Below are 22,572 nucleotides of genomic sequence, written 5' to 3' on the forward strand. Positions count from 1 at the left end.
CGGGTGGAGCTGCCGGACCGCTCAGGTCATGGCCGGCCGGGGCGGGCGCCCTCGCCATCATCCGTGGCCAGAAGCGCGAGATGCGGCCGCAATGTGGCTTCCAGACTGGCCAGCTGGTGGGCCGGCAGGCGCAGAAGGGCCGGTATGGGGCGCGCGCCTGCGGGCGCATCCTGCCCACCATGCTCCCTTTCTGCCGGAAGGTCCGGGCCGGAGAGGCGATGGAGCAGGGCGCGCGCCTCGCGCCGTGCAATGGGGGCGGGCAGGTGTCCCTCGCGGGCGGAGCGGAGCAGTTGCAGTGCGGTGTTCAGTTCCAGCGCATGGGTCAGAAGAGCCATATGGACCCGTGGATCAGCCGCTTCGCCAAGGCTGGTCACATCCGGGCGGGCGGGCTGGCGCAGGCGCGTGGCCAGTGCTGTCACAAGCTCCATGCCCTGGCGGAACATCAGGTCAAACCCCGCATCGGAAGCGGCATGCGGCAGGCAGGACCGGGCCAGCCCCGTATGGAGCACGCCTGCATGGACCGCGCCCCCATGCGCGTCTTCATCCTGTCCGCCACCCTGCCGCATGGCGAGAGCCTCCTGCATTACCGGCCGCAACAAGGCGGCAGTCAGGGCCAAAGGTAAAGCGCCCTGTAGCGTATCAGGCTGGGGATATCGGGCAAAGCGATGGCGGGGGCAGATTCAGGCCCCTCAAAGAAGAGCCGCCGAAGCGCTGTGGCTCTTGGCGGCTCGCAGTCTGGCCGGGAGGATGGCCATCTGCCCGCGCGGGAAACGGCATGCGCGGACCTGATCAGTCTCCGCCCACAAGCTTAACGAAGCGTTAATTTTTCGCGCCGGCATGTCCTTCAGGTTGTATTTCGCGCCCGCCAGGCTCCTGTTTCGACCTTGCGATGACGGGCTTTCGGCGCTACCTGAGATTCCATGTCTGGAACAGATGGAAAGACAGATCGTCTGGCAGCGGCCCTGCGGGCGAATCTGGCGCGGCGCAAGGCGCAGGCGCGTGCCCGGCGGGCAACCGACAGTGTCGCCGGGGCGAACATGGCCACCCCCGGGGATGAGGGCCGGCAGGAAGGCTCCGGCCCGGACGGCGACGCCCGCGCGCCCGCGGATGGGGAGAGCGGGCGCAAGGAAAGAATTGTCTCGGAAGGCGAGGCGGGCTAGAGCCTGATCGAACGACTTTCTGAGCCAGCCGGCTTTGGAGCCATTCTTTCGCGCGGTTTGGAGGCAATCAGTATTGCGGTTGCGTCCGTGCAGACCGGCGCGGTCCATTCATCGGCACATCCTGCCGATGGTGGATGAAGGGTTTTGAACAGGCGGGATGTCCCATTGTCCTGTGGGCGGGGCCTCCTTCCGTATTTTCAACCGTAGCGGGCCCCAGCCCGTGTGCAGAATATGTGGCCCCATGCCGGGTGAAGCGTTTTCGCGGGGCAGGCGAAACGCGAATGGCTCACCCCTCGGCGCAGCCTGAAAAAGGGCTGCCCCATGCCGGCCGCCGGGAACCGAACCAGTATGGACAAGATACGCATCGTTGGCGGCCATGTTCTCAAGGGCACGATCCCGATTTCCGGCGCCAAGAACGCAGCTCTCCCCCTGATGATCGCCAGCCTGCTCACCGAGGAGCGGCTGATTCTGGAGAATGTGCCCCGTCTTGCCGATGTGGCGCTGCTCCAGCGCATTCTGGGCAATCATGGTGTCAACATCACCACCAATGGCAAGCGGGTGGGCGATGACCCCTATGCCGGGCAGACGCTGGAGCTGGATGCCCGTGTGATCGTCGATACCACCGCGCCCTATGATCTGGTTTCGCGCATGCGCGCGTCCTTCTGGGTGGTGGGCCCGCTGCTGGCGCGCATGGGGCAGGCCCGTGTCTCGCTGCCGGGTGGCTGCGCCATCGGCACGCGGCCGGTGGATTTCCATCTGGATGCCCTGCGCGCCATGGGGGCGGATATCGAGATCGACGCCGGCTATGTGGTGGCCAGCGCCCGCAAGGGGCTGAAGGGCGGACGCTACGAATTCCCGAAGGTTTCCGTCGGCGCGACCCATACCGCCCTGATGGCTGCAACCCTCGCCGAGGGCGAGACGATTCTGGAAAATGCCGCGCGCGAGCCGGAAGTGACCGATCTTGCCGATTGCCTCATCAAGATGGGCGCGCGCATTGAAGGGGCCGGCACGCATACCATCCGCATCCAGGGCGTTTCCCGCCTGCGGGGCGCGCGCCATGCCGTTCTGCCGGACCGGATCGAGACCGGCACCTATGCCATGGCGGCGGCCATGGTCGGGGGCGATGTGATGCTGGCGGGCGCCCGCGCGGACCTGCTGGAAAGCGCCTTCGACATTCTGCGCCAGGCCGGTGTGCGCATTGATGTTTCGGATGAGGGCATCCGCGTGAGCCGCAATGGCGATGGCATTTTGCCCGTGGATGTGAGCACCGCGCCCTATCCGGGCTTCCCGACCGACCTTCAGGCCCAGCTCATGGCCCTGATGACACGGGCGAGCGGCGCCTCGCGCATCACCGAGACGATTTTCGAGAACCGCTTCATGCATGTGCAGGAGCTGGCCCGCTTTGGCGCGCGCATCCATCTGGATGGCGATACCGCAACCATTGAGGGGGCCGAGCGGCTCACCGGCGCACCGGTGATGGCCACCGACCTGCGCGCCTCCGTCTCTCTCGTCATTGCAGGGCTTGCAGCGGAAGGGGAAACGCTGGTGCAGCGGGTCTATCATCTCGATCGCGGCTTCGAGAAGCTGGAGGAAAAGCTCTCGCGCTGCGGTGCGGTGATCGAGCGGATCAGCGGCTAAAGGCACCCGCGCGGGCCAGCCACGGGCAGGTCGTGGCATTGAAAGCGGAAGGCGGCGTATCTATCTCCACGGGGAAGGCGCTCGCCTTCATGTTTCCGGTGCAATGTCAGGGTTGCAGACAGCAAGGGAAGGGCCGCTATGTCCGATCTGAAGCTTCTCGCCATTGATGAGGAAGACCTCGCCATCATCTCCGCGCATCTGCAAGATGCCGTGGTGAAGCGGGTGGATATGGGCTATGTGCCGCGCGCCCAGCGCTTTGCCCTCTTGCTGAACCGTTTCGACTGGGAGGGGAGCCTGGTGGAGAACCGGGCGGTGCGTCACCGCTCCGGCCTGCATTTCGAGCGGGTTCTTGCCGTGAAGTGCCGGGGCATGGAACAGGCGCAGGTGGAAGGGGTTCTGAGCCTTCTGGCCATTACCTTCCACCCCTCGGAGGCCCCCTCCGGCCATGTGCTGCTCACCTTCTCCGGCGGGGCGGAGGTGCGCCTTGACGTGGAGTGCATCGAGGCCAGCCTGCGTGATCTGGGCGAGGCATGGGATTGCACCTGCGTGCCCTCGCACGCGCAGACTGCGGGCTGACACGACCGGCCCATTTTCCGCCGGCCGGATTTTGCACCCCATTTCCTTCCTGCCGCCCGTCTTGTCCAAATATGCGCCGCGCCGCATGTGACCCAAGAGCAGGGCTTTCCTTGGCGCCGAACCTGTTCTAGCAAGGGACCATGACGACGCATCTCGATACCCGAAATCCTGATTTCCCTGAGCGCTTCTCGCAGTTTCTCGGCTCCAAGCGCGAGGCTGCGGTGGATGTGCAGCAGCAGGTGGCCGCCATTATCGCGGACGTGCGTGCGCATGGTGACAAGGCGCTGATCGAGCTTTCGCGCACCTATGACCGTGTTGACCTTGCCGCGCTTGGCATTCGCGTCACCGATGCCGAGCTGGATGCCGCTCTGGCGCGGATCGACCCGGCCACGCGGCAGGCGCTGGAATTCGCCAAGGCGCGGATCGAATCATATCACGCCCGCCAGCGGCCGTCGGATGACAGCTATGTGGATGAGGCCGGCGTGGAACTGGGCTATCGCTGGAGCAGCGTGGATGCCGTGGGCCTCTATGTGCCGGGCGGCACGGCGGCCTATCCCTCATCGGTTCTGATGAATGCCGTACCGGCAAAGGTTGCCGGCGTGCCGCGCATCGTCATGGTGGTGCCCGCGCCCGATGGCGAGATCGCGCCGCTGGTGCTTGCCGCCGCGCGTCTTGCGGGGGTGGATGAGGTCTATCGTGTGGGCGGGGCGCAGGCCGTTGCCGCGCTGGCCTATGGCACCGAGACCATCCGCCCGGTGGACAAGATCGTCGGGCCCGGCAATGCGTGGGTGGCGCAGGCCAAGCGGCAGGTGTTCGGGCAGGTGGGCATCGACATGATCGCCGGCCCCTCCGAAGTGCTCATCATCGCCGATGGCGAGGCCAATGCCGACTGGATCGCCGCGGACCTGCTGGCGCAGGCCGAGCATGATACCGCCGCCCAGTCCATCCTGATCAGTGACAGCGCCGATCTTCTCGCCCGTGTCGAGAAGGCGGTGGAAGGCATGCTCACCACGCTGCCGCGTGTCGAGATCGCCTCCGCCTCCTGGCGTGACCATGGGGCGCTGATCAAGGTGCAGAGCCTGGATGAAGCTCCTGAGCTGACCAACCGCATCGCGCCCGAGCATCTGGAAATCCAGGTGCGGGACCCGGATGCCATGGCCGCGCGCATTCGCCATGCCGGCGCCATCTTCATTGGCGCCTTCACGCCCGAGGCGATCGGCGATTATGTCGGCGGCACGAACCATGTTCTGCCCACGGCCCGTTCCGCACGCTTTTCCTCCGGGCTGTCCGTGCTGGATTTCATGAAGCGCACCTCCATCCTGAAGCTGAACGCGGATGCGCTCACGCTGCTGGGGCCGGCTGCTGTGTGCCTTGCCGGAGTGGAGCGGCTGGATGCCCATGGGCGCTCGGTCTCCATCCGTACCAATGCAGGGGGAGGGGTGTGAGGATATGACGAACAGGCCGGTTACCCGTCTGATCGAGGTCACGCTTGACCAGCATTCCATCGGTCATGCCGGCTCGGATATCGAGCATGAGCGGGCGACCGCCATCTGGGACCTGATCGAGGACAACAGCTTCTGGCCGTGCGCGGATCCGGGGCAGGGGCCCTACCGTTTGCACATCTCGCTGATGGACAACCGGCTCGTGCTGGATGTGAAGCGCGAGAATGGCGAGCAGGTGGTGCAGCACCATCTTTCCCTCACCCCCTTCCGCAAGGTGGTGAAGGACTATTTCCTCATTTGCGAGAGCTATTACGCCGCCATCCGTACCGCTTCCCCCAGCCAGATCGAGGCGATCGACATGGGCCGGCGCGGCATGCACAATGATGGCTCCGAACTGTTGCTGGAACGCCTGCAGGGCAAGATCGAGGTGGATTTCGACACCGCACGCCGCCTCTTTACACTGATTTGCGCGCTGCACTGGAAAGGCTGACCGCATGCCTTCGGTCGCGGGGTCTCCGGTCACGCAGAAGCGTTCGGCGCGGCCACAATCCGTATTGTTCATGTGCGGGCAGAATGTGGTGCGCTCCGTGATGGCCGCGGCGCTGGCGCGCCATCTTTTCGGCAAATCCATCTATATCGGCTCGGCCGGGGTGATCGCCGGCGAGCCGGACCCGTTCGTCACGGCGGTGATGGATGAGGTGGGGCTGGATGTCAGCAAACATCGCCCGCAGACCCTTGAGGAACTGGAAGAATATGAGGGGCTGGGATTTGATCTGGTGATCTCCCTTGCCCCTTCCGCCCATCACCGCGCGCTGGAACTCACCCGCACCAATGCGCTGGATGTGGAATACTGGCCGACTGTGGACCCCACCCGTGCGGGCGGCAATCGCGAGCAGAAGCTGGAAGCCTATCGCACCGTGCGCGATGAGCTGGAGCAGCAGATCCGCGCCCGCCTGCGCACCGGGCCATAGGTGCGCCCTGCAGGAGGGGCTTGACGGCGCTTTGTTAACCCGCCCTGTTGTTCACTGCGCCGCAGGCGCGTGCCGTTCCCGGGTGCGGCCTTTTCTTTCTCAGCAGGGCGCTGGCCGCTTTCATGTTCCGCAATATCCTTTCAGTTGGCGGTTTCACACTCCTCTCGCGCCTTGCGGGTTTTATCCGTGATGTGGTGATGGCAGCCGTGCTGGGTGCCGGGCCGGTGGCCGATGCTTTTCTCGTGGCCTTTCGCCTGCCCAACCATTTCCGCGCCATTTTTGCCGAAGGGGCATTCAATGCCGCCTTCATCCCCACCTATGCCCGGCTGAAGGAGCAGAATGGCCTGCCGACAGCGAAGGGGTTCGCCGATCAGGTGTTCACCGCCATGCTGCTGGCCCATGGGGTGTTGCTGGCCATAGCGCTCGGCTTCACGCCCTGGTTTGTCGGCCTGCTGGCGCCGGGGCTCTCCGATGATCCGTTCCGCTTTGATCTGGCGGTGACGCTGACGCGGGTGACCTTTCCCTATCTGGCGCTGATTTCCATTGTCACGCTGATGTCGGGGGCGCTGAATGCCTGCGGGCGCTTCGCCATTCCGGCGGCCGCCCCCATCCTGCTGAATATCTCCATGATCGGCGCGCTTTCGGCCGCCTTCCTGTTTCCTAATGCGGGGCATGCCGCGGCCTGGGGTGTGCTGGTGGCCGGCATTCTGCAAGTGCTGTTCGTGGCTGTTGATGCGGAGCGGAACGGAATCGGGATTCGTCTGCGCATTCCGCGGCTGGATCCGGGCACCACACGCTTCCTGAAGGCGCTGGGGCCGGCCATCATTGGTGCGGCCGGGGCGCAGATCGCAGCCTTTGCCGATACGATCATCGCCTCTTTCCTGCCTTCCGGCGCCCTTTCGGCGCTCTATTATGCAGACCGCATCTACCAGTTGCCGATCGGTGTGGTGGGCATCGCCATCGGAACCGTGCTGCTGCCGGACATGTCGCGCCGCATTGCCGGCGGGGATGAGGCCGGGGCGGCCCATTCCCAGGCGCGGGCGGTGGAGCTGGCGGTGCTGCTCTCCATTCCCTTTGCCGCGGCTGTTCTTCTGGTGCCGGACCTGATCATGCAGGCGCTGTTCGCGCGGGGTGCGTTTTCCACCGCCGATGCGGCGGCAGCGGCCGATACCCTGCAGGCTTATGGCCTTGGCCTTCTGGCGGTGGTGCTCATCCGCGCCTTCATTGCCCCCTTCCACTCCCGCAGCGATACCCGCACCCCGATGATTGCCTCGCTGGTGGCGCTGGCCTTCAATGTGATGCTGAAGCTGGTGCTGGTGGGCCATCTTTCCCAGGTGGGGCTGGCCTTTGCCACAGCCGTGGGCGTGTGGCTCAATCTGGCGCTGCTTATCTTCTTTGCCAGACGTTTCGGATACCCCATCGGCGATGCCGCGCTGGGGCGCAATCTGCTGAAGCTCGGGGCGGTGCTGCTGGTGGTGGCCGGCGCGCTCCATGGGGTGGAGCAGGGCGCACGCCATCTTTTGCCGGCAAGCCTTTCCGGGCGGGAGGAGGTGATCTTCCTGCTCGTTGTCGCCGGCGGCGGCATTGTTTATATCTGCGCGGTCCTCGCCATTCTCGGACGTTCCTTCCTTGCTGGCGTCATGGGGCGGAAACGCGCGTCGCCAGTGTCGTGAGAAGAGATTTTCACGTCGGGTCTTTTGCAACCCGTGCCGCCTGTGCTATCGGAGCAAACTTTCCGGTTTCGGCTCGTCGGTTGCGGGAGGCGCCGAACCCTCGCTCAGGATTTTCCCGGATGCATGTCATCCGTCAGGAGCCGGATGTGATGATATACGCCAAGCGTCTTCCTGTCGTTGCGGGCCTTGCTCTCATGTTGCCACTGGCTGCATGTGGCGAGCAGGCGAGTGCACCGAGTGCCCCCCCGCCCCCCACTGTGGCCGTTGCGCACCCCACCACGCGCACCGTGACAGAGCAGGACGAATATGTCGGCCGCTTCGTTGCGATCGATGAAGTGAACATTCACGCCCGCGTCTCCGGCTATCTCCAGTCCATCCATTTCACGGACGGCCAGCTCGTGAAGGAAGGGGACCTGCTGTTCACCATCGACCAGCGTCCGTTCCAGATCGCGCTGGAGCAGGCCAAGGCGCATCTGGACCAGGCCAAGGCCAATCTGGACTTCACCAAGGCGGACCTGGAACGCGCCGCGACCCTGCTGAAGGACCGTAACTCCACGGCCATTTCCAAGCAGACCTTCGACCAGCGCACCCAGGCAGAGCGCAGCGCCGCCGCCACCGTGCAGTCGCAGGAGGCAGCCCTGCGGGCCGCCGAGCTGGATCTCGATTTCACGGAAATCCGAGCCCCTGTCACCGGACAGATCGGTGACCGGCGGGTTTCGGTGGGCAATTATGTCACCGGCGGTACGGGTGGCGCGCCCACCTTGCTGGCCGTGCTGGTGTCCACCAATCCCATCCGCTTCGAATTCACCATGGATGAGGCCTCCCTTCTGCGCTTCCAGCGCCGCAGCGGCGGCGGGGGTGTGAAGGACGCCCAGGTCACGCTGAAGCTCATTGATGATGATGGCTTCGTGCACAAGGGCAAGCTCGAGTTCCTGAACAATGTGATCGACCGCGAGACCGGCACGATCCGCGCCCGCGCCATCTTCCAGAATGAGAACGGGCTGTTCCGCCCCGGCATGTTCGCCCGTATCCGTCTGGATTCCTCCGATCCCTATGAGGCGGTGGTGATCCCGGACATGGCGATCGGCTCCGAGCAGGTGAAGAAGTTCGTTTATGTGGTGGGGCCGGACAACAAGGTCTCCCAGCGCTTCGTCTCGATCGGCGCGCTGGCCGATGAGCATACCCGCGTGATTCACGAGGGGCTGTCCAAGGATGACCGCGTGGTGGTGAACGGCCTCATGCGTGTGCGCCCCGGTGCGGTGGTGAACCCGCAGCTGCAGCCGCCGCCGGCCGCCGCACCCGCTGAAGCTCCCGCAAAGGCCGACGCCCCCGCCGAAGCCGGCAAGTGAGGAGGCTCACATGCGCTTTTCTCACTTCTTCATCGACCGGCCCATCTTTGCGTCGGTCGTCTCCATCGTTGTGATGATTCTCGGCGGGGTGGCCTATTTCTCCCTGCCGGTGGCCCAGTATCCTGAAATCGCCCCGCCGGTGATCACCGTGACGGGCCAGTATCCGGGCGCCTCCGCGGAGGTGGTGGCCGATACCGTGGTTGCGCCGATCGAGCAGCAGATCAACGGCGTGGAGCACATGCTCTACATCTCGTCCAACTCCACGGCGGACGGGCGCTTCTCCATCTCGGTGACCTTCGATCTGGGTACGGATCTCGATACCGCGCAGGTGCAGGTGCAGAACCGTGTGGCCATCGCCGAGCCCCGCCTGCCATCGGAAGTGCAGCAGGTGGGCGTGGTTACGGCCAAGTCCTCGCCGGATATCCTGATGGTGGTGAGCCTGATCTCGCCCGATGGCTCGCGCGATGCGCTGTTCCTCTCCAATTACGCGAACATGCAGATCAAGGATGTGCTCTCGCGTATTGACGGCGTGGGCTCCATCACGGTCTTCGGCGCGCGTGAATATGCCATGCAGATCTGGCTGGATCCGAACCGTCTGGCCCAGCTCAATCTCACCGCCAGCGATGTGGTGGCTGCCCTGAAGGGGCAGAACATGCAGGTGGCCTCGGGTGTGCTCAACTCACCCCCCGTGCCCCAGCAGCGTGATTTCCAGATCGCCGTGCGCACGCAGGGCCGCCTGACCGATCCCGAGGACTTCGCCAATATCGTCGTCAAGCAGAGCGGGCAGGGTCTGGTTCGGCTGAAGGATGTGGGCCGGGTGGAAATCGCCGCCCAGGACTATACCTCCACCTCCTTCGTGGACCGGGATATCGCCGTCTCGCTCGGTGTGTTCCAGCGCCCGGGCTCCAACGCCCTTGATACGGGCAACGCCGTTCTGGCCGCCATCGAGGAAATGTCCGCCCGCTTCCCCAGCGGTGTGGAATATGCGGTTTACTACAACCCCACCGTGTTCATTTCCGAATCCGTGAATGCGGTGGTGCACACCATCATCGAGGCGGTCATCCTCGTGGTTCTGGTGGTGATCCTGTTCCTCCAGAGCTGGCGCGCAGCCGTCATCCCGATTCTGGCGATCCCGATCTCCCTGATCGGCTCCTTCTTCGTGATGAGCCTGTTCGGTTTCTCGCTGAACAATCTGTCGCTGTTCGGTCTTGTGCTCGCCATCGGCATCGTGGTCGATGACGCGATCGTGGTGGTGGAGAATGTGGAGCGCAACATTGCGGAGGGGCTTTCCCCGCGTGATGCGGCCTACAAGAGCATGGACGAGGTGGGTGGCGCGCTTGTCGCCATTTCGCTGGTGCTGTCCTCGGTGTTCATTCCCACCGCCTTCATCACCGGCATTTCGGGCCAGTTCTACCAGCAGTTTGCGCTGACCATCGCCGGTTCGACGCTGATCTCGCTTCTGGTGTCGCTCACCCTGTCTCCGGCCATGTGCGCCCTGCTGCTCAAGCCGCATCGCGCGGAACATCATGAGCCGGCATGGTATGCCCGCCCGTTCGTCGCCTTCTTCAATGGCTTCAACCGGGCGTTTGACAGAATCAGTCATGGCTATGCCTGGCTGACGGGCCGTCTTGTCCGCATCGTGCTGCTGATGCTGGTGCTGTATGTGGGCGTGGTGGCCTATGGCGGCTGGCTCTTCACCACCACACCGCAGGGCTTCATTCCCCAGCAGGATCGTGGCTATCTCATCGTCGCCACCCAGTTGCCCCCGGGCGCCGCCATGCAGCGCACCGAGGCGGTGATGAAGCAGGCCGGCGAGATCGTGATGGGCACCCCCGGTGTCGGGCATATCGTGAATATCGTCGGCTTCTCCGGCGCCACCTTCACGAACGCCCCGAATGCCGGCGCGATGTTCATCATTCTCGATCCGTTCGACAAGCGCACCGGCAATCCGGCGCTGACGGCCGCCGCGATCCAGCGGACCTTGATGGGCAAGCTTTCGGTTATTCAGGAAGCGCAGGTTCTGGTGGTGCAGCCGCCGCCCGTGCAGGGTATCGGCAATGCCTCCGGCTTCCGCATGATGGTGGAGGATCGTGATGGCGCAGGCTATACGGCCCTGCGCGATGCGACCTATGCCATGATGGGCGCGGCCGCGCAGACCCCGGGCCTGATGCAGGTCTACACCCTGTTCGAGACCTCAACCCCGCAGCTCTATCTCGATATCGACCGTGCCAAGGCGCAGCATCTGGGGATCGACATGGCGAATGTGTTCGCCGCGTTGCAGACCTATATCGGCTCGTCTTATGTGAACGACTTCAACATGTTCGGCCGCACCTTCCGCGTTCAGGCGCAGGCCGAGGCGCAGTTCCGCCTCGACCCGAAGGACATTCTGGCCATTCGTGTGCGCGCCGGCTCGGGAGATACGGTGCCGCTGGGTTCGTTCGCGACAGTGCAGGATCTGTCCGGCCCCTATCGTGTGGCGCGATACAATCTGTATCCCGCCGCAGAGCTGGATGGTTCACCCGCGCCCGGCTATTCGCAGGGGCAGGCCATGAAGATCATGGAAGGGCTGGCCCAGCAGGTGCTGCCGCAGGGCTTCGCCTATGAGTGGACCGGCCTTGCCTTCCAGCAGGAGCGGGCGGGCAATACCGCCATGTTCGCCTTCGTGCTGGGCGTGGTGTTCGTGTTCCTCATCCTCGCGGCGCAGTATGAGAGCCTGACATTGCCTCTGGCGGTCATTCTCATCGTGCCCATGTGTCTGGTCGCGGCCCTGATCGGCGTGAACCTGCGCGGGATGGATTCGAACATCCTGACGCAAGTCGGCTTCATCGTGCTTATTGGTCTTGCGGCCAAGAACGCCATCCTGATCGTGGAGTTTGCAAAGCAGCTCGAGGATCAGGGCGAGGATGTGCTGCATGCGGCAACAGATGCGGCGCGCCTGCGTCTGCGGCCGATCATCATGACCTCGCTGGCCTTCATCCTGGGCGTGGTGCCTCTGGTGTGGGCGACGGGCGCCGGCGCGGAACTGCGCCAGGCCCTGGGCACGGCCGTGTTCTCCGGCATGATCGGCGTGACCTTGTTCGGCCTGATCTTCACCCCGGTCTTCTATGTCTTCTGCCGCTGGATCCGGGATCTGGGCAAGGGACGCAGCAAGCCGCAGCACACCGCACCCGCGGAATGACAAAAAGCCCCGCATGAGCGCTCATGCGGGGCTTTTTTCTGTCCGGCCCCTGCGCGCCTATCCGGGCAGCAGGGTGATGCGGGCATCCGGTGAAAGGCGGGCGAGCAGGCGGCGCATGTCCGCCCGGCGCAGGGCAACGCACCCTTCCGTTCCGGCAAAGCCGGGGCGGGCCAGATGGATGAAGACCGCCGAGCCATGATTGCGCATGCGGGGGCGGCTGTTGTGGTCCAGCACCAGCACAAGGTCATAGAGCGCATCATCCCGCCACATCCGCTCATGGGAAGCGGAAAAGGGGAGCTTGACGGGCCGGTTATAAAGCCGGTGGCCGGATGCATCGCACCAGCCATCATCCGGCCGCAGTGGCGCGCAGGGCAGGCGGGTTATGGGGCGCGGGCCATGATCCGGCCTGTAGAGAACACGCACAATGCGCCAGCTTCCCGCCGGGCTGCGCTTGTCCCCCTCGCGCTTGAGGGGCCAGATGCCATTCTGGCCGATGGCCACCGCAATTGCCGGGCCGGCCCCCAGCAGCAGCCCTTCATGCGGGCGCCCGGGCCGGCGGCGGACAGTGAATGAGGAGATGCTCACAGGAGTTTCGCCTCGCATAAATTACCATGCTACCTTATAGGATGACGTAGCGTGCGCAATGGGTTCGCACTTCGTACAAGCCATGCTGTACTTGGGCGATTCGCATGCCCGCAAGGGTACAGGAGGGGGCGATGGCCAATGCATGGAAGATTCTGGTTGTCGAAGATGACCCGGAGCTACGTGATGCGCTGATTGAGCAGCTGGTGATACAGGCGGAGTTTGACCCCGTGCCTGTCGCCACTGCGGCCGAGGCCATTGCAACGGCTCAAAATGGCAATATCGATGTCGTCATCATGGATGTCGGCCTGCCGGACATGGATGGGCGTGATGCGGTGCGCCAGATCCGTGCCAATGGCTTCAAGGCGCCGATCCTGATCCTGACAGCCCATGACAGTGATGCGGACACGATCATGGGGCTGGATGCCGGCGCGAATGACTATGTGGTGAAGCCTTTCCGCTTCTCGGTGCTGCTGGCGCGCCTGCGGGCCCAGATGCGCTCCCATGAGGCGAGTGAGGATGCCATCTTCACCATCGGTCCCTATTCCTTCCGCCCCGGCGCGAAGACGCTCATGACCGAGAGCGGCTCACGCATCCGGCTGACGGAGAAGGAAACCGCCATTCTGCGCTATCTCTACCGGGCCGGGCAGGTTCCCGTGCCGCGCGAGATCCTGCTGCAGGAGGTCTGGGGCTATAATTCCGGCGTCACCACCCATACGCTGGAAACGCATATCTACCGGCTGCGGCAGAAGATAGAGCCGGACCCGGCCAATCCGGGCCTGCTTGAAACGCAGGCTGGCGGATATCGGCTGGTGACATGAAGGCATCTGGCTGCTGATATGCGCCCGGTTTTCAGATGCCCTCCCGCCTCGCAAGGATGAAACGGTGAACCCGGAACAGAAGTCTGCGCTGCTGCGCGCGATTCCCACTTTCGCGGCATTTGATGACGCCGCCCTGCGCACGCTTGCGGCGGAGGCGGAAGAGCGGGAGCTGGAGGCAGGGCAGGTTCTGTTCCGCGAGGGAGAGGTTTCCGCTGGCGGATATGTCATCGCCAGCGGGGAGCTGGAGCTGGTGCCGGGCGAACCGGGCGGGCAGACGCGCCGGGTGGGTGCTGGCGCGCTGGTGGGCGAACTCTCGCTGCTGGTGGACCTGCCCCGTCCCGCCCGCGCATCGGCGACCATGGAAACCGTGCTGCTGCACATCAGCCGGGCAAGTTTCGTGCAGCTTCTCGAAACCAGACCTCAGGCCGCCCTGGAGCTGAAGAGGGAACTGGCCTCCCGCCTCGACAGGTTTCTGGGAGATCTGGATGAGGTGCGGCACGAGCTGGAATATTTCCGCCCCAGCTCACGGCGCCCCTGAGGGGTCAGGGTGCGCCATGCCGGCGCAGATAGTCCGCCAGAACGCGCGCCTGATTATGCTCCTCATCATGCGCGCCATAGAGCAGCGTCACAGGCCCTTTCCCGAGATAGGCCCGCAGACGGGCGAGCGCGTCTTCATTGCCATCCAGCTCGGCCCGGTAGCGCTCCGAGAAGGTGGCGTAGCGGGCCGGGTCATGCCCGAACCATTTGCGCAGCTCCGTGCTCGGCGCAATCTCCTTCAGCCAGAGAGTGAGGGCGGCTTTCTCCTTGCTCAAGCCACGGGGCCAGACCCGATCAACCAGAATGCGGGCACCATCTTCCGGCCGGGCAGGCTCATAGACGCGCCTGACATGGAGGTTCGCAAGAGAGTCTGGCATGGCTTCCTCCAGGTGGTCATGGCGGCAATCCGCGGCAGCCCTGTCATGATGGGAACGGAGCCTGAGGCGCGGCCATTCTAAACCATGCCATGGACCATGGCGATGATCGGCGCATGAAGGTGGCGTTGTCCCCGACAGGCGGGCAGAGAGCAGGCCGTGCCTGAGACCGGAAGCAGGAGCGCCCAGCGATGCCGGCGGCCTTCAACGTCCAGTTTTTCCTGAGAGATGAGCCTGTTCGAACAGGCCGGGTAGTGGTCGGAGCAGCAGGATTTGAACCTGCGACCCTCTGCTCCCAAAGCAGATGCGCTACCAAGCTGCGCTATGCTCCGACAAACTCCAAGATGATGGCACGTCTACCTGCCCGGGCTGCGGGGTGCAAGAGGGGGAGGGCAGAAAAGGCAGGATAAGACCGCTTCATCCTGCCCGCCGGCACCAGACGCATGGAAAGCGCGGGGGAAAATGCCGGCTTGCGGCATATGGGGGGGAGCGTGTTTCGCCGTCCGGTTTGCTCATTATGGCCGCCCTGCCGGAAACCGGCGGGAGCCAGATGGGTCAGCGCGCCTTGAAAATGGGATGGGCCACCTTGTCTCCCGGCATGATGCCGAGGCGGCGGGCGGAACCGCCAGCCAGCTCAATCACGGCGCGCGCCGGTTCGCCGGAGGCGATGGTGCGGGTGGAGTGGGGCGTGGTCATTTCCTCGATGCGGATGATGCTGCCATCCTCGCGGATGAACAGCATATCCAGCGGAATATAGGTGTTCTTCATCCACATGAAGATGGGCTGCTCGGCTTCAAAGTCGAACAGCATGCCATGGCGGTCCGGCAGGGAGGTGCGATACATCAGGCCGCGGGTGCGGTCTGCATCATTGCGCGCCACCTCCATCTGCAGCATCACCACGCCCTTCCCGGTGGCAATTTCCACGGCCTCGAAGGGCTTCAGCAGCCGAACCTGCTCTTCGGCCGGGGGCTGTTTCGGGGTGTCGGATCTGGCTTGTGCGGAATGCAGGGGCAGGAGCACGCTCCCGCCCCCCAGCACGAGCAGGCTCGCCAGCACCATTGCGGATGCACGGCAAAAACGCTGGACGCTCGGCATGAGGAACACCCTCTTGTACGACAGGCTCGGCCAGTTCTCTCAGTGATTCCCGGCAGCTTCAGGGCAGGCCATGATCTCCGCCGCCATATGGCCCTTCGAGCCCTGCCCATAGCGCACCAGAACGCTCTGGCCCGGGCGCAGTTCAGTCAGCCCGAACTGTCGCAGGGTTTCCATATGCACGAAGATGTCGGCGCTGTCCTCTCCCTCGGAGAGAAAGCCGAACCCGCGCAGCCGATTGAACCATTTCACCCGGGCCTTGACCAGCGGGCTTGTGGGTTCCACCTGCACATGCGTGCGTGCGGATTGGGAAGGGGTGGCCACGCTCAGGTCCACATCCAGAACGCGGAAGGCCTGCCTGCCCTTGGGGCCGCGCGTGGCCTCGCATGTAACCCGGGCACCTTCGAGAGCCGTTTGAAAACCGTCCCGTCTCAGACAGGTCACGTGAACCAGAATATCTGGCCCGCCGTCGTCCGCGGTGACGAAGCCGTAGCCTTTCGCCACATCGAACCATTTGATGATACCGCTCACATGTTCAGGTTCATGTGCCTCATGAGGCGGCGTGTTGATCAGACCATCAGGCTGAATTCCCAGCCCCAGTGTGTCAGACCCCATATGTCATCAGATTCCTAGCGCACACACGCACGTGGTTTCACCTGCCGGCAGAATACCAATTCGAAGCCGTTTCGCACACCCTCTTTGCGCACCGGAATATCTGCCTTTTGTTGAATGCGCACCGGCCTGTGCCGCAAATGCAGGTTGCATGACCCGTTTCACTGTGCGGGGCGCGGTGGCGGAAGCATCTGCCGGGGCGGGGAGACGTTTTCCCAGATTTTTTGCGGGCTTGTGGAGGCAGGGTTGTGGCGGCGCCCGGGGCTGTGAATATGATTTAAAATCAATGGGGTGAGCATATCTCGCAAATTGCCTGCCTGTGGAAAACAGTGTGCTGGAATGGCCGGAAATCGTCATTTCGGGCCGGAAATGGACAAAGTTTCTGGAAAAGTTTCATATGGCGCTTGCAGGCGGCCGGGCCTCTTTCTATACAGACGGTCCCTGAGCGCCCTTCGTCTATCGGTCAGGACGCCACCCTTTCACGGTGGAGAGAGGGGTTCGATTCCCCTAGGGCGCGCCAGGTTTTATTTTATTGAAATTCTTGTTGTTTTTCAAGCGCTTGTAAGAGGCATTTAGGCCTATGGTACCCCACGCAGGACCCCAGCCGGGACCCCAAAAGCGCCCTTAGTGGCTTTGGTGGTTCTGAGTGAGTCGGGCGGGCCAAAGAAAACAAACAGACAGATGCCCGAAGGCGCACGCAGAAATCTTCCGGCTTCCTCACCCTGCCATCGCCAGCCTCTCACGCACCCGCGCCACGCCTGCCGCAGTCCACTTGCCCTTGCCGGTCACGGTCGGCACACCCTCTGCTTCCAGCGCAGATGCTAGGGCCCGAAGCGTCAATGAAGCCTCCGGGTCAATGCGTGAGAAGATCGGGGCCAATGCCTCGGCACGTTCTGCCGCCTTCTCCCGCTTCGCAGCGGACGCCTTTGCAACATCTTCCAGTGTTCCTGCACGCCCCCTGAAGCCGCCCAGTTTCACACCACGGGCCTTCGCAGCGGCCAAGGCAGCCTTGGTGCGGGCCGAAATCATGCGAGCCTCTTCCTCTGCCACCATCGCCATGATGCCCACTGTCAACCTGTTAGCGCTGGGCATGTCACAAGCGATGAACTCCACGCCTGCCTTCTGAAGGCCGAGAAGAAAGTGGGCGTCACGGGCCAGCCGGTCCAGCTTGGCGACTAGAAGTACGGCCCTATAGGCACGGCAGGCGGCTACGGCCTTTGCCAGTTCGGGGCGGTCACTGCGTTTGCCGCTCTCCACTTCAACGAACTCTTGTACCAAGGCTTCCTGCTGCCCAGCCAGAAAGCCGCTGACGGCAGCCTTCTGCGCTTCCAGCCCAAGGCCAGAGCGGCCCTGCTGGTCCGTGGAGACACGCAGGTAGGAGATGAAGCGGGGCGTGTTCTTGGTCATGTATCGAACCTAGCAACGAGCGTTGCATGAATTGATACATGGTGATTCGCAAGTGTCAAGCTGGTGATTTGGTCAGGGCTACGACAGAACGTCACCAGACGGCAAGGCAGTGGAAGGGAAGCGACAAACTCCCCCGCGCTAGCAACTTTCGCACTACCCGCACGGTATCGCACCCAGGCGCGGTATGATCGCCCGTGCGGTGTCGCGCGAAGGGGGTGCCGGGGGGTCTCGCGCGTACTTATCTATCGAGGGAGGGCTTCAGAAATTTCTGGTAGATTTTACGGCTTCCTTGTCAGAAGCCTCCCAGACCGTTGGCGACACCGCCGATCAGGAAGGGAAGGATGCTGGGACTGGCGGCCCTCTGGACAGAATTGATCCGGGATTGCGTACCGGCCTTCACCTGATCCATCTGCGCATAGGCATCATCCCGTGCGGTCTCGAAGTTCTGCATGGTGGCATCATCCCGCCGAGCCTGCTGGGACCACAGGTCTCCGAGAAGAGCGTTGACGGAGAGGCCGGACACACCAGCTTCGCCTGCGGCAGTACGCGCCTCGGAGCGGGCCTTCAGGCCGTCGATATTGGACTGGAAGAGTTTCTGCCCAGCCGCATTGCGCTCCTGTAGGGCACGGTGCTGGAGGGCGGCATACTGGTTTTCTGCGGCGTCATTCGCATCACGGGCATTGTCGCGATACATCTGGTTCTGCGCATCCGCCTGCTGTTTGGCAGCGGAATAACCAGCGACACTGCCCGCAACGCTTAGGGCCATCCCGAGGATGGGCGCTGCTGCGAGGCACACTTCTTCTATGGTTCCTTGTATTTGGCACTCGGCTTCGATGGCCCGCTACGCTTCGTCAGCCCACGCACGGGCGGCTGCTACAGGGGCCGTGAAGTTAGGCAAGGTGAGAGCGGCAGACTGTGCCTTCTCTTCCAGTTCCTGCCAGCGGTCCACGATAGCGGCGCGAAGGGGGATGCTGTAGCCGGACACGAGGATCATCGTCTCACGCTTGGGGAGGCGATATTCCTTGAGGCTGCGCCCTGTACTGTCCTTGTAGCTGGTCAGAAAATCACTCGGCTCAGAATTGAGCCCAGCTAGCATTGCCTCAATGTCCCGAACCACATTCTTGTGGAGCTTGCCGGTCAACTCGGCAATCTCCCGGCTGGACATGGTGAGTGGCTGGTCGCCTGTCATGCTGGGCAGGATGGCGACGGTGGGGACAGCATTCTTGAAAGTGGTATGCGATCAATACGCAGCACATTAAGAGCCGGAATTTAATTGTTTAAGAGCCTCTATTAAAAGAGACTTCTCATCTACAGTTTCATCTTTAAAACGCCGAAATGCGCCAATCAACAACATAACTGTAATTGCAGACATTGAAACGATAGGAGCAATGAATAGCAGCGCCGCAAGCGAAGACGGCATAGCAGATACGGCGGGGAAAGAGCGATAGAAGATAGAAAAAATAGCGATAAGTAACATCAATGCCATTACTCCAATGGCTATCCAAAGAGTTACTTTTCGCATAAATATGCGTTGCTCTATCTCGTCAAGCAGAAGAAGGCGTTGCCGCCGCCCATCTTCAAGGGCGCTCGCCTCTTCAGAGTTTGTAATTCGGTCTTCAAGTTCAGTGATGCGGGAGGTGAGGTCATTTATACGGGCCTCCCATTCCGCACCACTTGGAAACATTAAGGTTGGTGGAGCTGGAGAATCGTCTTCGCTCACGTTCACATCACTGCCTTATTGGTTTCCTGCCGCTCATTGTACTGCCGCCGCTTCTCCTGATAGTGCGGGAGAATCATATCGTCAGTGATAGGGGCAAAATACCCATAGGTTGATGTTGCCTTGTGCCACGGCCCGCCCACCTCATGCGTCAATGTAGACAACCTAGAGGCAGTCATCTTTCCATAAGTATCATAGACGTGGTTGAGAACTCTATCGACAAAGGCATTACGAGGTATTTCATAGCCGTCGACGGGCTCTTCCACCTTGATCCCCTTAGGTCGGAAGCCTTCATAAACATCCGGAATAACAGGCCCATACTGCCATGCCTCAATCCTGTTGCGGATCAAGGGGGACTTGGACATTTCCAGATACCAGCCGTGGGCGATATAGACGAGCTTCAAAAGCTGCATAATCGTCAGCGAACGCCCATCTTCTTTCGCACGCTCCACGAACCAATTGGCAACTTGTCGAGCGTCATACATATTCCGCCCTCCTTTCTGACCAATTAGAACGTTGTTGACATACTGTTGGTCCCTTCATTGCACATTATATGTGGTGCTTGAAGTTAATTTTTTAACCCCTTGCTAACTGCGGGTAGCTGTAACGATGAAAGCCCGCCCCCTCTCTAAAGGGGGCAGGAATTGCTTATATGCTTAAAGAAGAGGCCTTTTCTTCCGCTCTTCGATCCGCTTTTGACGCTCCTGTGAGACGGGGTCATTGCCCGTCAGAACGTCCAGAACGCCTCTGTTGAAGTTGCCCATCTTCTGCCCAGCTTGAGGGTCTGTGAGGAAGTTGAACACGGGGGCGGCAAGCGTGCCTTCAAACAGCTTCTGACCGGCGTCCCGCGACTTGGCAGCCTCTTCCCGCTTCCGCAGGATTTCCTCATTCTTCTCCTGCGCCATGCCGCGCTTCACGGCACGAAGGTCAGCGTCAGAAAGCGTGAGAAGACGGTTGCCCGGCCCACCGACAGGAGCACCAGTCTTCCCGATGATGACCCGATAGCTGTTCCCGACGAAGGATAGGGACAGGTCTTCCGGCCCATCCACGCCCTGCGCTTTCAGAGCATCCTGGTTCATCGTCCACACGGACGACAAAGCCTGCTGTGCGACAGGCACATTCTCATGGGTCAGGAAGGCGGAACGATTGAACTGGAGGACGCCGTTCACACCGGGAACCTCCTTCTGTACAGCCTCTGCCGCAGCCTTCACGGCAGCTTCAGGGCTCATGCCTCCGGCCCGAAGGTAGTTGCGGGCACGGCGGGTGATTTCGGTATTGGCAAGGCCGAGGTTGTAAGGGGTGCCGCTATTGGAGAATGGGTTGGAGAACCACCTACGGGCTCCTCCATCAGCACGGAGACTTTTAACGGCACTATCGATCTCCTGATACTGCGTCACCAGTTGCCGGTCGTCTGCCGCATCAGGAGAGAGGATGGCACTGGCCTGTGACAGGGCCTGCTCCACAGGCATCCCGTCTTTTCGGAACAGGTGGAATGCCTCGAAGAAGTCCTTCTCCTTGCCGCTCACATAGTCCCCGACAGAGGCCGGGCTGCGGCTGCGGATGGCCTCATAGAGGTTTGCTGCCTGCCCCAGCTTCGCCAGCTTGGCGGGGGCCGTCAGGGATGTGGGGTCTGCGGCATCACGTACAGAAGAACCGAGGAAGCTCTTCCAGCCCGTGTTCACCACCCCGTTCGGGATGAACAGGTTCGCCTCTTCAATGAAGACCTGCCCGTTCACAACCGCCTGTGGCTGGTCCTTGAGCTGGTCAGCAACACGGTTACGGGTGAACTGTCGGGTGTAGGTAATGGCCCCTTCCTTCACTTCATCAGCCTTGAACAGGGCGCGTTCACCAGTGAAAGGGTTCTGGACGTAGAAGTCCTGAATGGCATCGAATGAGCCGTCACCCTTGGCGAAAGCATTGGCAGCATTCCGAAAGAGCCCCTCCTTCTGCTGCTTGGTCCAGTCCTTCGAGAGAACAGTGGTGGCCTGTTGGCGCAGAAGGTCCGCGTCTGTTTTGAAGCGCGGGTCCTGCGAAAGGCTGGGTAGGGCCTTGCCGGTGGCAGGATCGACACGGGGCGCATTGAGCACCGCAAGAACATTGCGAGCCGTCTGCGGATCGCTGTTGCCATCCACATCCGGGATGAAAGTGCTGGACTGAAGCAGGTCATCCACGGTGATGACCGTTTCAGCGTGGCTGATCGCGTTGCCTTCAATGTAGGCCCCCGGCGTGTGATAACCGGAAGAGGCGCGACCGATCAGCGGGAAGGACGCGGACTTGCCCGCCTTGATCTGGCGAACGAAGTGCAGCGCCTTGAACACATTAACGCGTTCAAACTCCGTCAGGACTTCACCGGCGAAGATCTTCATAAACATTACGTCAGTCGCCCCAACCTGGTTAATCTGGCCGAGACGAGAAACACTGGTACTCAAGTTTTTGTTTCCTTTCATGGAATTGGTGCCGCTTTGAAAGCCTGCGGCGGGCGTCCTCCTTGCAAGGAGTGGCGCGTTTGTCGTTCCATGAGAGGAAGTGTGGTGAGTGGGCTAGGTCTGTGTCGTTGCATTCATGATGTCATCAGCACCTTCCGAATTGATTTCTTGGTGTCAGGGCCAATGAGGCCGACAGCTTTTGCCATGTTCAAGGCATCAACTGTGCGTTGGACTTCGGCTTGCCGTTTCATTGCCGCAAGAGCGCCTGCTTCAAGGGCATTGTAAGCGGCGACGTACGCCCTCTTGAATTGCAGTGCCTTCTTGCCGGTGAAGCCCATGGCGAGGAGAGTGAAACCGTCCCGGTCCATGAGATAGGCAGGCTCTTGGCGTGTGCCGCCACGAGGCATAGCAACGGTTTGCGATGTAAGCTCAAAATTGAGCCGACATGCCGGGTCGTCGGTTATCATGGCTTCGATGTCGCGGAGCACGTTTTTGTGTTGTTTCCCGAAATGCGCAGCCACGTCCCGTGAGTTGGCAACCGGCTTTCCATCAGTTCCTGTCATAACAACGGGAATAACCTTCGGGTCTGCGGGGTCGCCTGCGACTGCTGCCCAAGGGTTTGGAATACTGCGGGATGGTCGCCAGGGCGTTGGTCGGCCCTCTTCGCGTAACTCCTGGTGTAGTTCTGTCGGCAGGTTTTCTTGTGGTAGCATCAGGGCCTTTCTCCTGTTGCGGGCGAACATCTGACCTGCCCCTTCCACCCACCCCACAGCATCCCGTGAGAGGACATAAAGCGGGAGGCATGGGGCCAGTGGAAAGGGCAGGTCGCGGACAGGCGCTCTACGGTGCCAAGGAAAAAACACCGGAGCGTAAGGAAAGGTCGCATCCAGATAATCCAAAAGCTCTTGAGGAATATCTGTAAGGGAAACTGATAGAGGGGCGCTGCGGTTTGTGCTGAAGTGGGACTTAATTCCCGAAGGCTCTTTCAGCCCCCGTTCAAGGCGGGCCATCAGGTGC

Annotated in this window: 23 protein-coding genes and 2 tRNA genes; 12 read left to right on the forward strand and 13 right to left on the reverse strand. The window is 62.1% G+C overall.

The features are described 5' to 3' along the window. Window positions 1-26 precede the first annotated feature (26 nt). Window positions 27-566 carry a hypothetical protein gene (locus ACT6QG_RS07780; RefSeq protein ID WP_444977009.1) on the reverse strand — a complete coding sequence of 180 codons (540 nt, stop codon included), beginning with the start codon at window positions 564-566 and terminating at the stop codon, window positions 27-29. Window positions 567-920: 354 nt separating this feature from the next. On the opposite strand from ACT6QG_RS07780, the gene ACT6QG_RS07785 reads away from it, so the two are divergent. The 9 genes from ACT6QG_RS07785 to ACT6QG_RS07825 all read left to right on the forward strand — a co-directional run bounded on the left by ACT6QG_RS07785 (window position 921) and on the right by ACT6QG_RS07825 (window position 11,987). Continuing rightward, window positions 921-1,160: a hypothetical protein gene (locus ACT6QG_RS07785; protein ID WP_444977010.1), complete on the forward strand. Its 240-nt coding sequence runs from the start codon at window positions 921-923 to the stop codon at window positions 1,158-1,160. A 348-nt stretch (window positions 1,161-1,508) separates the two neighbouring features. Next, window positions 1,509-2,798 carry a UDP-N-acetylglucosamine 1-carboxyvinyltransferase gene (gene murA / locus ACT6QG_RS07790; protein WP_444977011.1) on the forward strand — a complete coding sequence of 430 codons (1,290 nt, stop codon included), beginning with the start codon at window positions 1,509-1,511 and terminating at the stop codon, window positions 2,796-2,798. A 138-nt stretch (window positions 2,799-2,936) separates the two neighbouring features. Further along, complete coding sequence (locus tag ACT6QG_RS07795; protein WP_444977012.1) at window positions 2,937-3,374, forward strand: DUF2948 family protein; 438 nt, start codon at window positions 2,937-2,939, stop codon at window positions 3,372-3,374. Between the two features lie 140 nt (window positions 3,375-3,514). Next, the gene (gene hisD, locus ACT6QG_RS07800) at window positions 3,515-4,819 is read left to right on the forward strand and encodes a histidinol dehydrogenase (RefSeq protein WP_444977013.1); all 1,305 of its coding nucleotides are present in this window, start codon (window positions 3,515-3,517) and stop codon (window positions 4,817-4,819) included. A gap of 4 nt (window positions 4,820-4,823) precedes the next feature. Continuing rightward, entirely contained in the window at window positions 4,824-5,306 is a 483-nt protein-coding gene (locus tag ACT6QG_RS07805; RefSeq protein WP_444977014.1) for a UPF0262 family protein, read from the forward strand. Between the two features lie 4 nt (window positions 5,307-5,310). After that, window positions 5,311-5,787: an arsenate-mycothiol transferase ArsC gene (locus ACT6QG_RS07810; protein ID WP_444977015.1), complete on the forward strand. Its 477-nt coding sequence runs from the start codon at window positions 5,311-5,313 to the stop codon at window positions 5,785-5,787. Window positions 5,788-5,909: 122 nt separating this feature from the next. After that, the gene (murJ, locus tag ACT6QG_RS07815) at window positions 5,910-7,460 is read left to right on the forward strand and encodes a murein biosynthesis integral membrane protein MurJ (RefSeq protein ID WP_444977016.1); all 1,551 of its coding nucleotides are present in this window, start codon (window positions 5,910-5,912) and stop codon (window positions 7,458-7,460) included. 149 nt (window positions 7,461-7,609) lie between these two features. Then, entirely contained in the window at window positions 7,610-8,809 is a 1,200-nt protein-coding gene (locus ACT6QG_RS07820) for an efflux RND transporter periplasmic adaptor subunit (RefSeq protein ID WP_444977017.1), read from the forward strand. 10 nt (window positions 8,810-8,819) lie between these two features. Then, entirely contained in the window at window positions 8,820-11,987 is a 3,168-nt protein-coding gene (locus ACT6QG_RS07825; protein ID WP_444977018.1) for an efflux RND transporter permease subunit, read from the forward strand. 57 nt (window positions 11,988-12,044) lie between these two features. On the opposite strand, the gene ACT6QG_RS07830 is transcribed toward ACT6QG_RS07825, so the two are convergent. Next, window positions 12,045-12,572: a L,D-transpeptidase family protein gene (locus ACT6QG_RS07830; RefSeq protein ID WP_444977019.1), complete on the reverse strand. Its 528-nt coding sequence runs from the start codon at window positions 12,570-12,572 to the stop codon at window positions 12,045-12,047. 131 nt (window positions 12,573-12,703) lie between these two features. Between ACT6QG_RS07830 and ACT6QG_RS07835 the strand changes: the two genes are divergently transcribed. Next, window positions 12,704-13,390 (forward strand): response regulator transcription factor, encoded by a 687-nt coding sequence (locus ACT6QG_RS07835; protein WP_444977020.1) that lies wholly within the window; start codon window positions 12,704-12,706, stop codon window positions 13,388-13,390. A 64-nt stretch (window positions 13,391-13,454) separates the two neighbouring features. Beyond that, window positions 13,455-13,928, forward strand: a complete 474-nt coding sequence (locus tag ACT6QG_RS07840) for a cyclic nucleotide-binding domain-containing protein (RefSeq protein WP_444977021.1) — start codon at window positions 13,455-13,457, stop codon at window positions 13,926-13,928. Between the two features lie 4 nt (window positions 13,929-13,932). Here ACT6QG_RS07840 and ACT6QG_RS07845 read toward each other — a convergent pair whose 3' ends face one another. The 4 genes from ACT6QG_RS07845 to ACT6QG_RS07860 form a co-directional block, all read right to left on the reverse strand. Beyond that, on the reverse strand, window positions 13,933-14,304 hold the full coding sequence (locus ACT6QG_RS07845) for a DUF488 domain-containing protein (RefSeq protein WP_444977022.1): 372 nt from the start codon (window positions 14,302-14,304) through the stop codon (window positions 13,933-13,935). Window positions 14,305-14,556: 252 nt separating this feature from the next. Continuing rightward, window positions 14,557-14,633: transfer RNA gene (locus tag ACT6QG_RS07850), tRNA-Pro, on the reverse strand. 223 nt (window positions 14,634-14,856) lie between these two features. Further along, window positions 14,857-15,396, reverse strand: a complete 540-nt coding sequence (locus tag ACT6QG_RS07855; RefSeq protein WP_444977023.1) for a DUF192 domain-containing protein — start codon at window positions 15,394-15,396, stop codon at window positions 14,857-14,859. Window positions 15,397-15,435: 39 nt separating this feature from the next. Next, the gene (locus tag ACT6QG_RS07860) at window positions 15,436-16,008 is read right to left on the reverse strand and encodes a cold-shock protein (RefSeq protein ID WP_444977024.1); all 573 of its coding nucleotides are present in this window, start codon (window positions 16,006-16,008) and stop codon (window positions 15,436-15,438) included. 442 nt (window positions 16,009-16,450) lie between these two features. Here ACT6QG_RS07860 and ACT6QG_RS07865 point away from each other — a divergent pair. Further along, window positions 16,451-16,525, forward strand: a tRNA-Glu gene (locus tag ACT6QG_RS07865). A gap of 197 nt (window positions 16,526-16,722) precedes the next feature. Here the strand turns inward: ACT6QG_RS07865 and ACT6QG_RS07870 are convergent. The 7 genes from ACT6QG_RS07870 to ACT6QG_RS07900 form a co-directional block, all read right to left on the reverse strand. Continuing rightward, window positions 16,723-17,412: a recombinase family protein gene (locus ACT6QG_RS07870; RefSeq protein ID WP_444977025.1), complete on the reverse strand. Its 690-nt coding sequence runs from the start codon at window positions 17,410-17,412 to the stop codon at window positions 16,723-16,725. A gap of 292 nt (window positions 17,413-17,704) precedes the next feature. Continuing rightward, window positions 17,705-18,178, reverse strand: a complete 474-nt coding sequence (locus ACT6QG_RS07875) for a virion core protein, T7 gp14 family (protein ID WP_444977026.1) — start codon at window positions 18,176-18,178, stop codon at window positions 17,705-17,707. Between the two features lie 75 nt (window positions 18,179-18,253). Further along, on the reverse strand, window positions 18,254-18,601 hold the full coding sequence (locus tag ACT6QG_RS07880) for a Rha family transcriptional regulator (RefSeq protein ID WP_444977027.1): 348 nt from the start codon (window positions 18,599-18,601) through the stop codon (window positions 18,254-18,256). A gap of 66 nt (window positions 18,602-18,667) precedes the next feature. Further along, window positions 18,668-19,132, reverse strand: coding sequence for a hypothetical protein (locus tag ACT6QG_RS07885; RefSeq protein WP_444977028.1), 465 nt, complete (start codon window positions 19,130-19,132; stop codon window positions 18,668-18,670). Between the two features lie 2 nt (window positions 19,133-19,134). After that, window positions 19,135-19,614: a Panacea domain-containing protein gene (locus ACT6QG_RS07890; protein WP_444977029.1), complete on the reverse strand. Its 480-nt coding sequence runs from the start codon at window positions 19,612-19,614 to the stop codon at window positions 19,135-19,137. Window positions 19,615-19,785: 171 nt separating this feature from the next. Then, on the reverse strand, window positions 19,786-21,501 hold the full coding sequence (locus ACT6QG_RS07895; protein WP_444977030.1) for a major capsid protein: 1,716 nt from the start codon (window positions 21,499-21,501) through the stop codon (window positions 19,786-19,788). Window positions 21,502-21,689: 188 nt separating this feature from the next. After that, window positions 21,690-22,565 carry a Rha family transcriptional regulator gene (locus ACT6QG_RS07900; protein ID WP_444977031.1) on the reverse strand — a complete coding sequence of 292 codons (876 nt, stop codon included), beginning with the start codon at window positions 22,563-22,565 and terminating at the stop codon, window positions 21,690-21,692. Window positions 22,566-22,572 lie beyond the last annotated feature (7 nt).

Source organism: Haloleucobacter ellipsoideus (assembly GCF_052491725.1).

Excerpts from the sequence above, each read along its gene's own strand:
- ACT6QG_RS07890 (WP_444977029.1), bottom strand. The coding sequence starts at position 19,614 with ATGTATGACGCTCGACAAGTTGCCAATTGGTTCGTGGAGCGTGCGAAA.
- ACT6QG_RS07835 (WP_444977020.1), top strand. The coding sequence starts at position 12,704 with ATGGCCAATGCATGGAAGATTCTGGTTGTCGAAGATGACCCGGAGCTA.
- hisD (WP_444977013.1), top strand. The coding sequence starts at position 3,515 with ATGACGACGCATCTCGATACCCGAAATCCTGATTTCCCTGAGCGCTTC.
- ACT6QG_RS07870 (WP_444977025.1), bottom strand. The coding sequence starts at position 17,412 with ATGACCAAGAACACGCCCCGCTTCATCTCCTACCTGCGTGTCTCCACG.
- ACT6QG_RS07795 (WP_444977012.1), top strand. The coding sequence starts at position 2,937 with ATGTCCGATCTGAAGCTTCTCGCCATTGATGAGGAAGACCTCGCCATC.
- ACT6QG_RS07825 (WP_444977018.1), top strand. The coding sequence starts at position 8,820 with ATGCGCTTTTCTCACTTCTTCATCGACCGGCCCATCTTTGCGTCGGTC.
- ACT6QG_RS07860 (WP_444977024.1), bottom strand. The coding sequence starts at position 16,008 with ATGGGGTCTGACACACTGGGGCTGGGAATTCAGCCTGATGGTCTGATC.
- ACT6QG_RS07895 (WP_444977030.1), bottom strand. The coding sequence starts at position 21,501 with ATGTTTATGAAGATCTTCGCCGGTGAAGTCCTGACGGAGTTTGAACGC.
- ACT6QG_RS07810 (WP_444977015.1), top strand. The coding sequence starts at position 5,311 with ATGCCTTCGGTCGCGGGGTCTCCGGTCACGCAGAAGCGTTCGGCGCGG.
- ACT6QG_RS07820 (WP_444977017.1), top strand. The coding sequence starts at position 7,610 with ATGATATACGCCAAGCGTCTTCCTGTCGTTGCGGGCCTTGCTCTCATG.
- murJ (WP_444977016.1), top strand. The coding sequence starts at position 5,910 with ATGTTCCGCAATATCCTTTCAGTTGGCGGTTTCACACTCCTCTCGCGC.
- ACT6QG_RS07805 (WP_444977014.1), top strand. The coding sequence starts at position 4,824 with ATGACGAACAGGCCGGTTACCCGTCTGATCGAGGTCACGCTTGACCAG.
- ACT6QG_RS07845 (WP_444977022.1), bottom strand. The coding sequence starts at position 14,304 with ATGCCAGACTCTCTTGCGAACCTCCATGTCAGGCGCGTCTATGAGCCT.
- murA (WP_444977011.1), top strand. The coding sequence starts at position 1,509 with ATGGACAAGATACGCATCGTTGGCGGCCATGTTCTCAAGGGCACGATC.
- ACT6QG_RS07855 (WP_444977023.1), bottom strand. The coding sequence starts at position 15,396 with ATGCCGAGCGTCCAGCGTTTTTGCCGTGCATCCGCAATGGTGCTGGCG.
- ACT6QG_RS07900 (WP_444977031.1), bottom strand. The coding sequence starts at position 22,565 with ATGGCCCGCCTTGAACGGGGGCTGAAAGAGCCTTCGGGAATTAAGTCC.
- ACT6QG_RS07785 (WP_444977010.1), top strand. The coding sequence starts at position 921 with ATGTCTGGAACAGATGGAAAGACAGATCGTCTGGCAGCGGCCCTGCGG.
- ACT6QG_RS07780 (WP_444977009.1), bottom strand. The coding sequence starts at position 566 with ATGCGGCAGGGTGGCGGACAGGATGAAGACGCGCATGGGGGCGCGGTC.
- ACT6QG_RS07880 (WP_444977027.1), bottom strand. The coding sequence starts at position 18,601 with ATGACAGGCGACCAGCCACTCACCATGTCCAGCCGGGAGATTGCCGAG.
- ACT6QG_RS07875 (WP_444977026.1), bottom strand. The coding sequence starts at position 18,178 with ATGGCCCTAAGCGTTGCGGGCAGTGTCGCTGGTTATTCCGCTGCCAAA.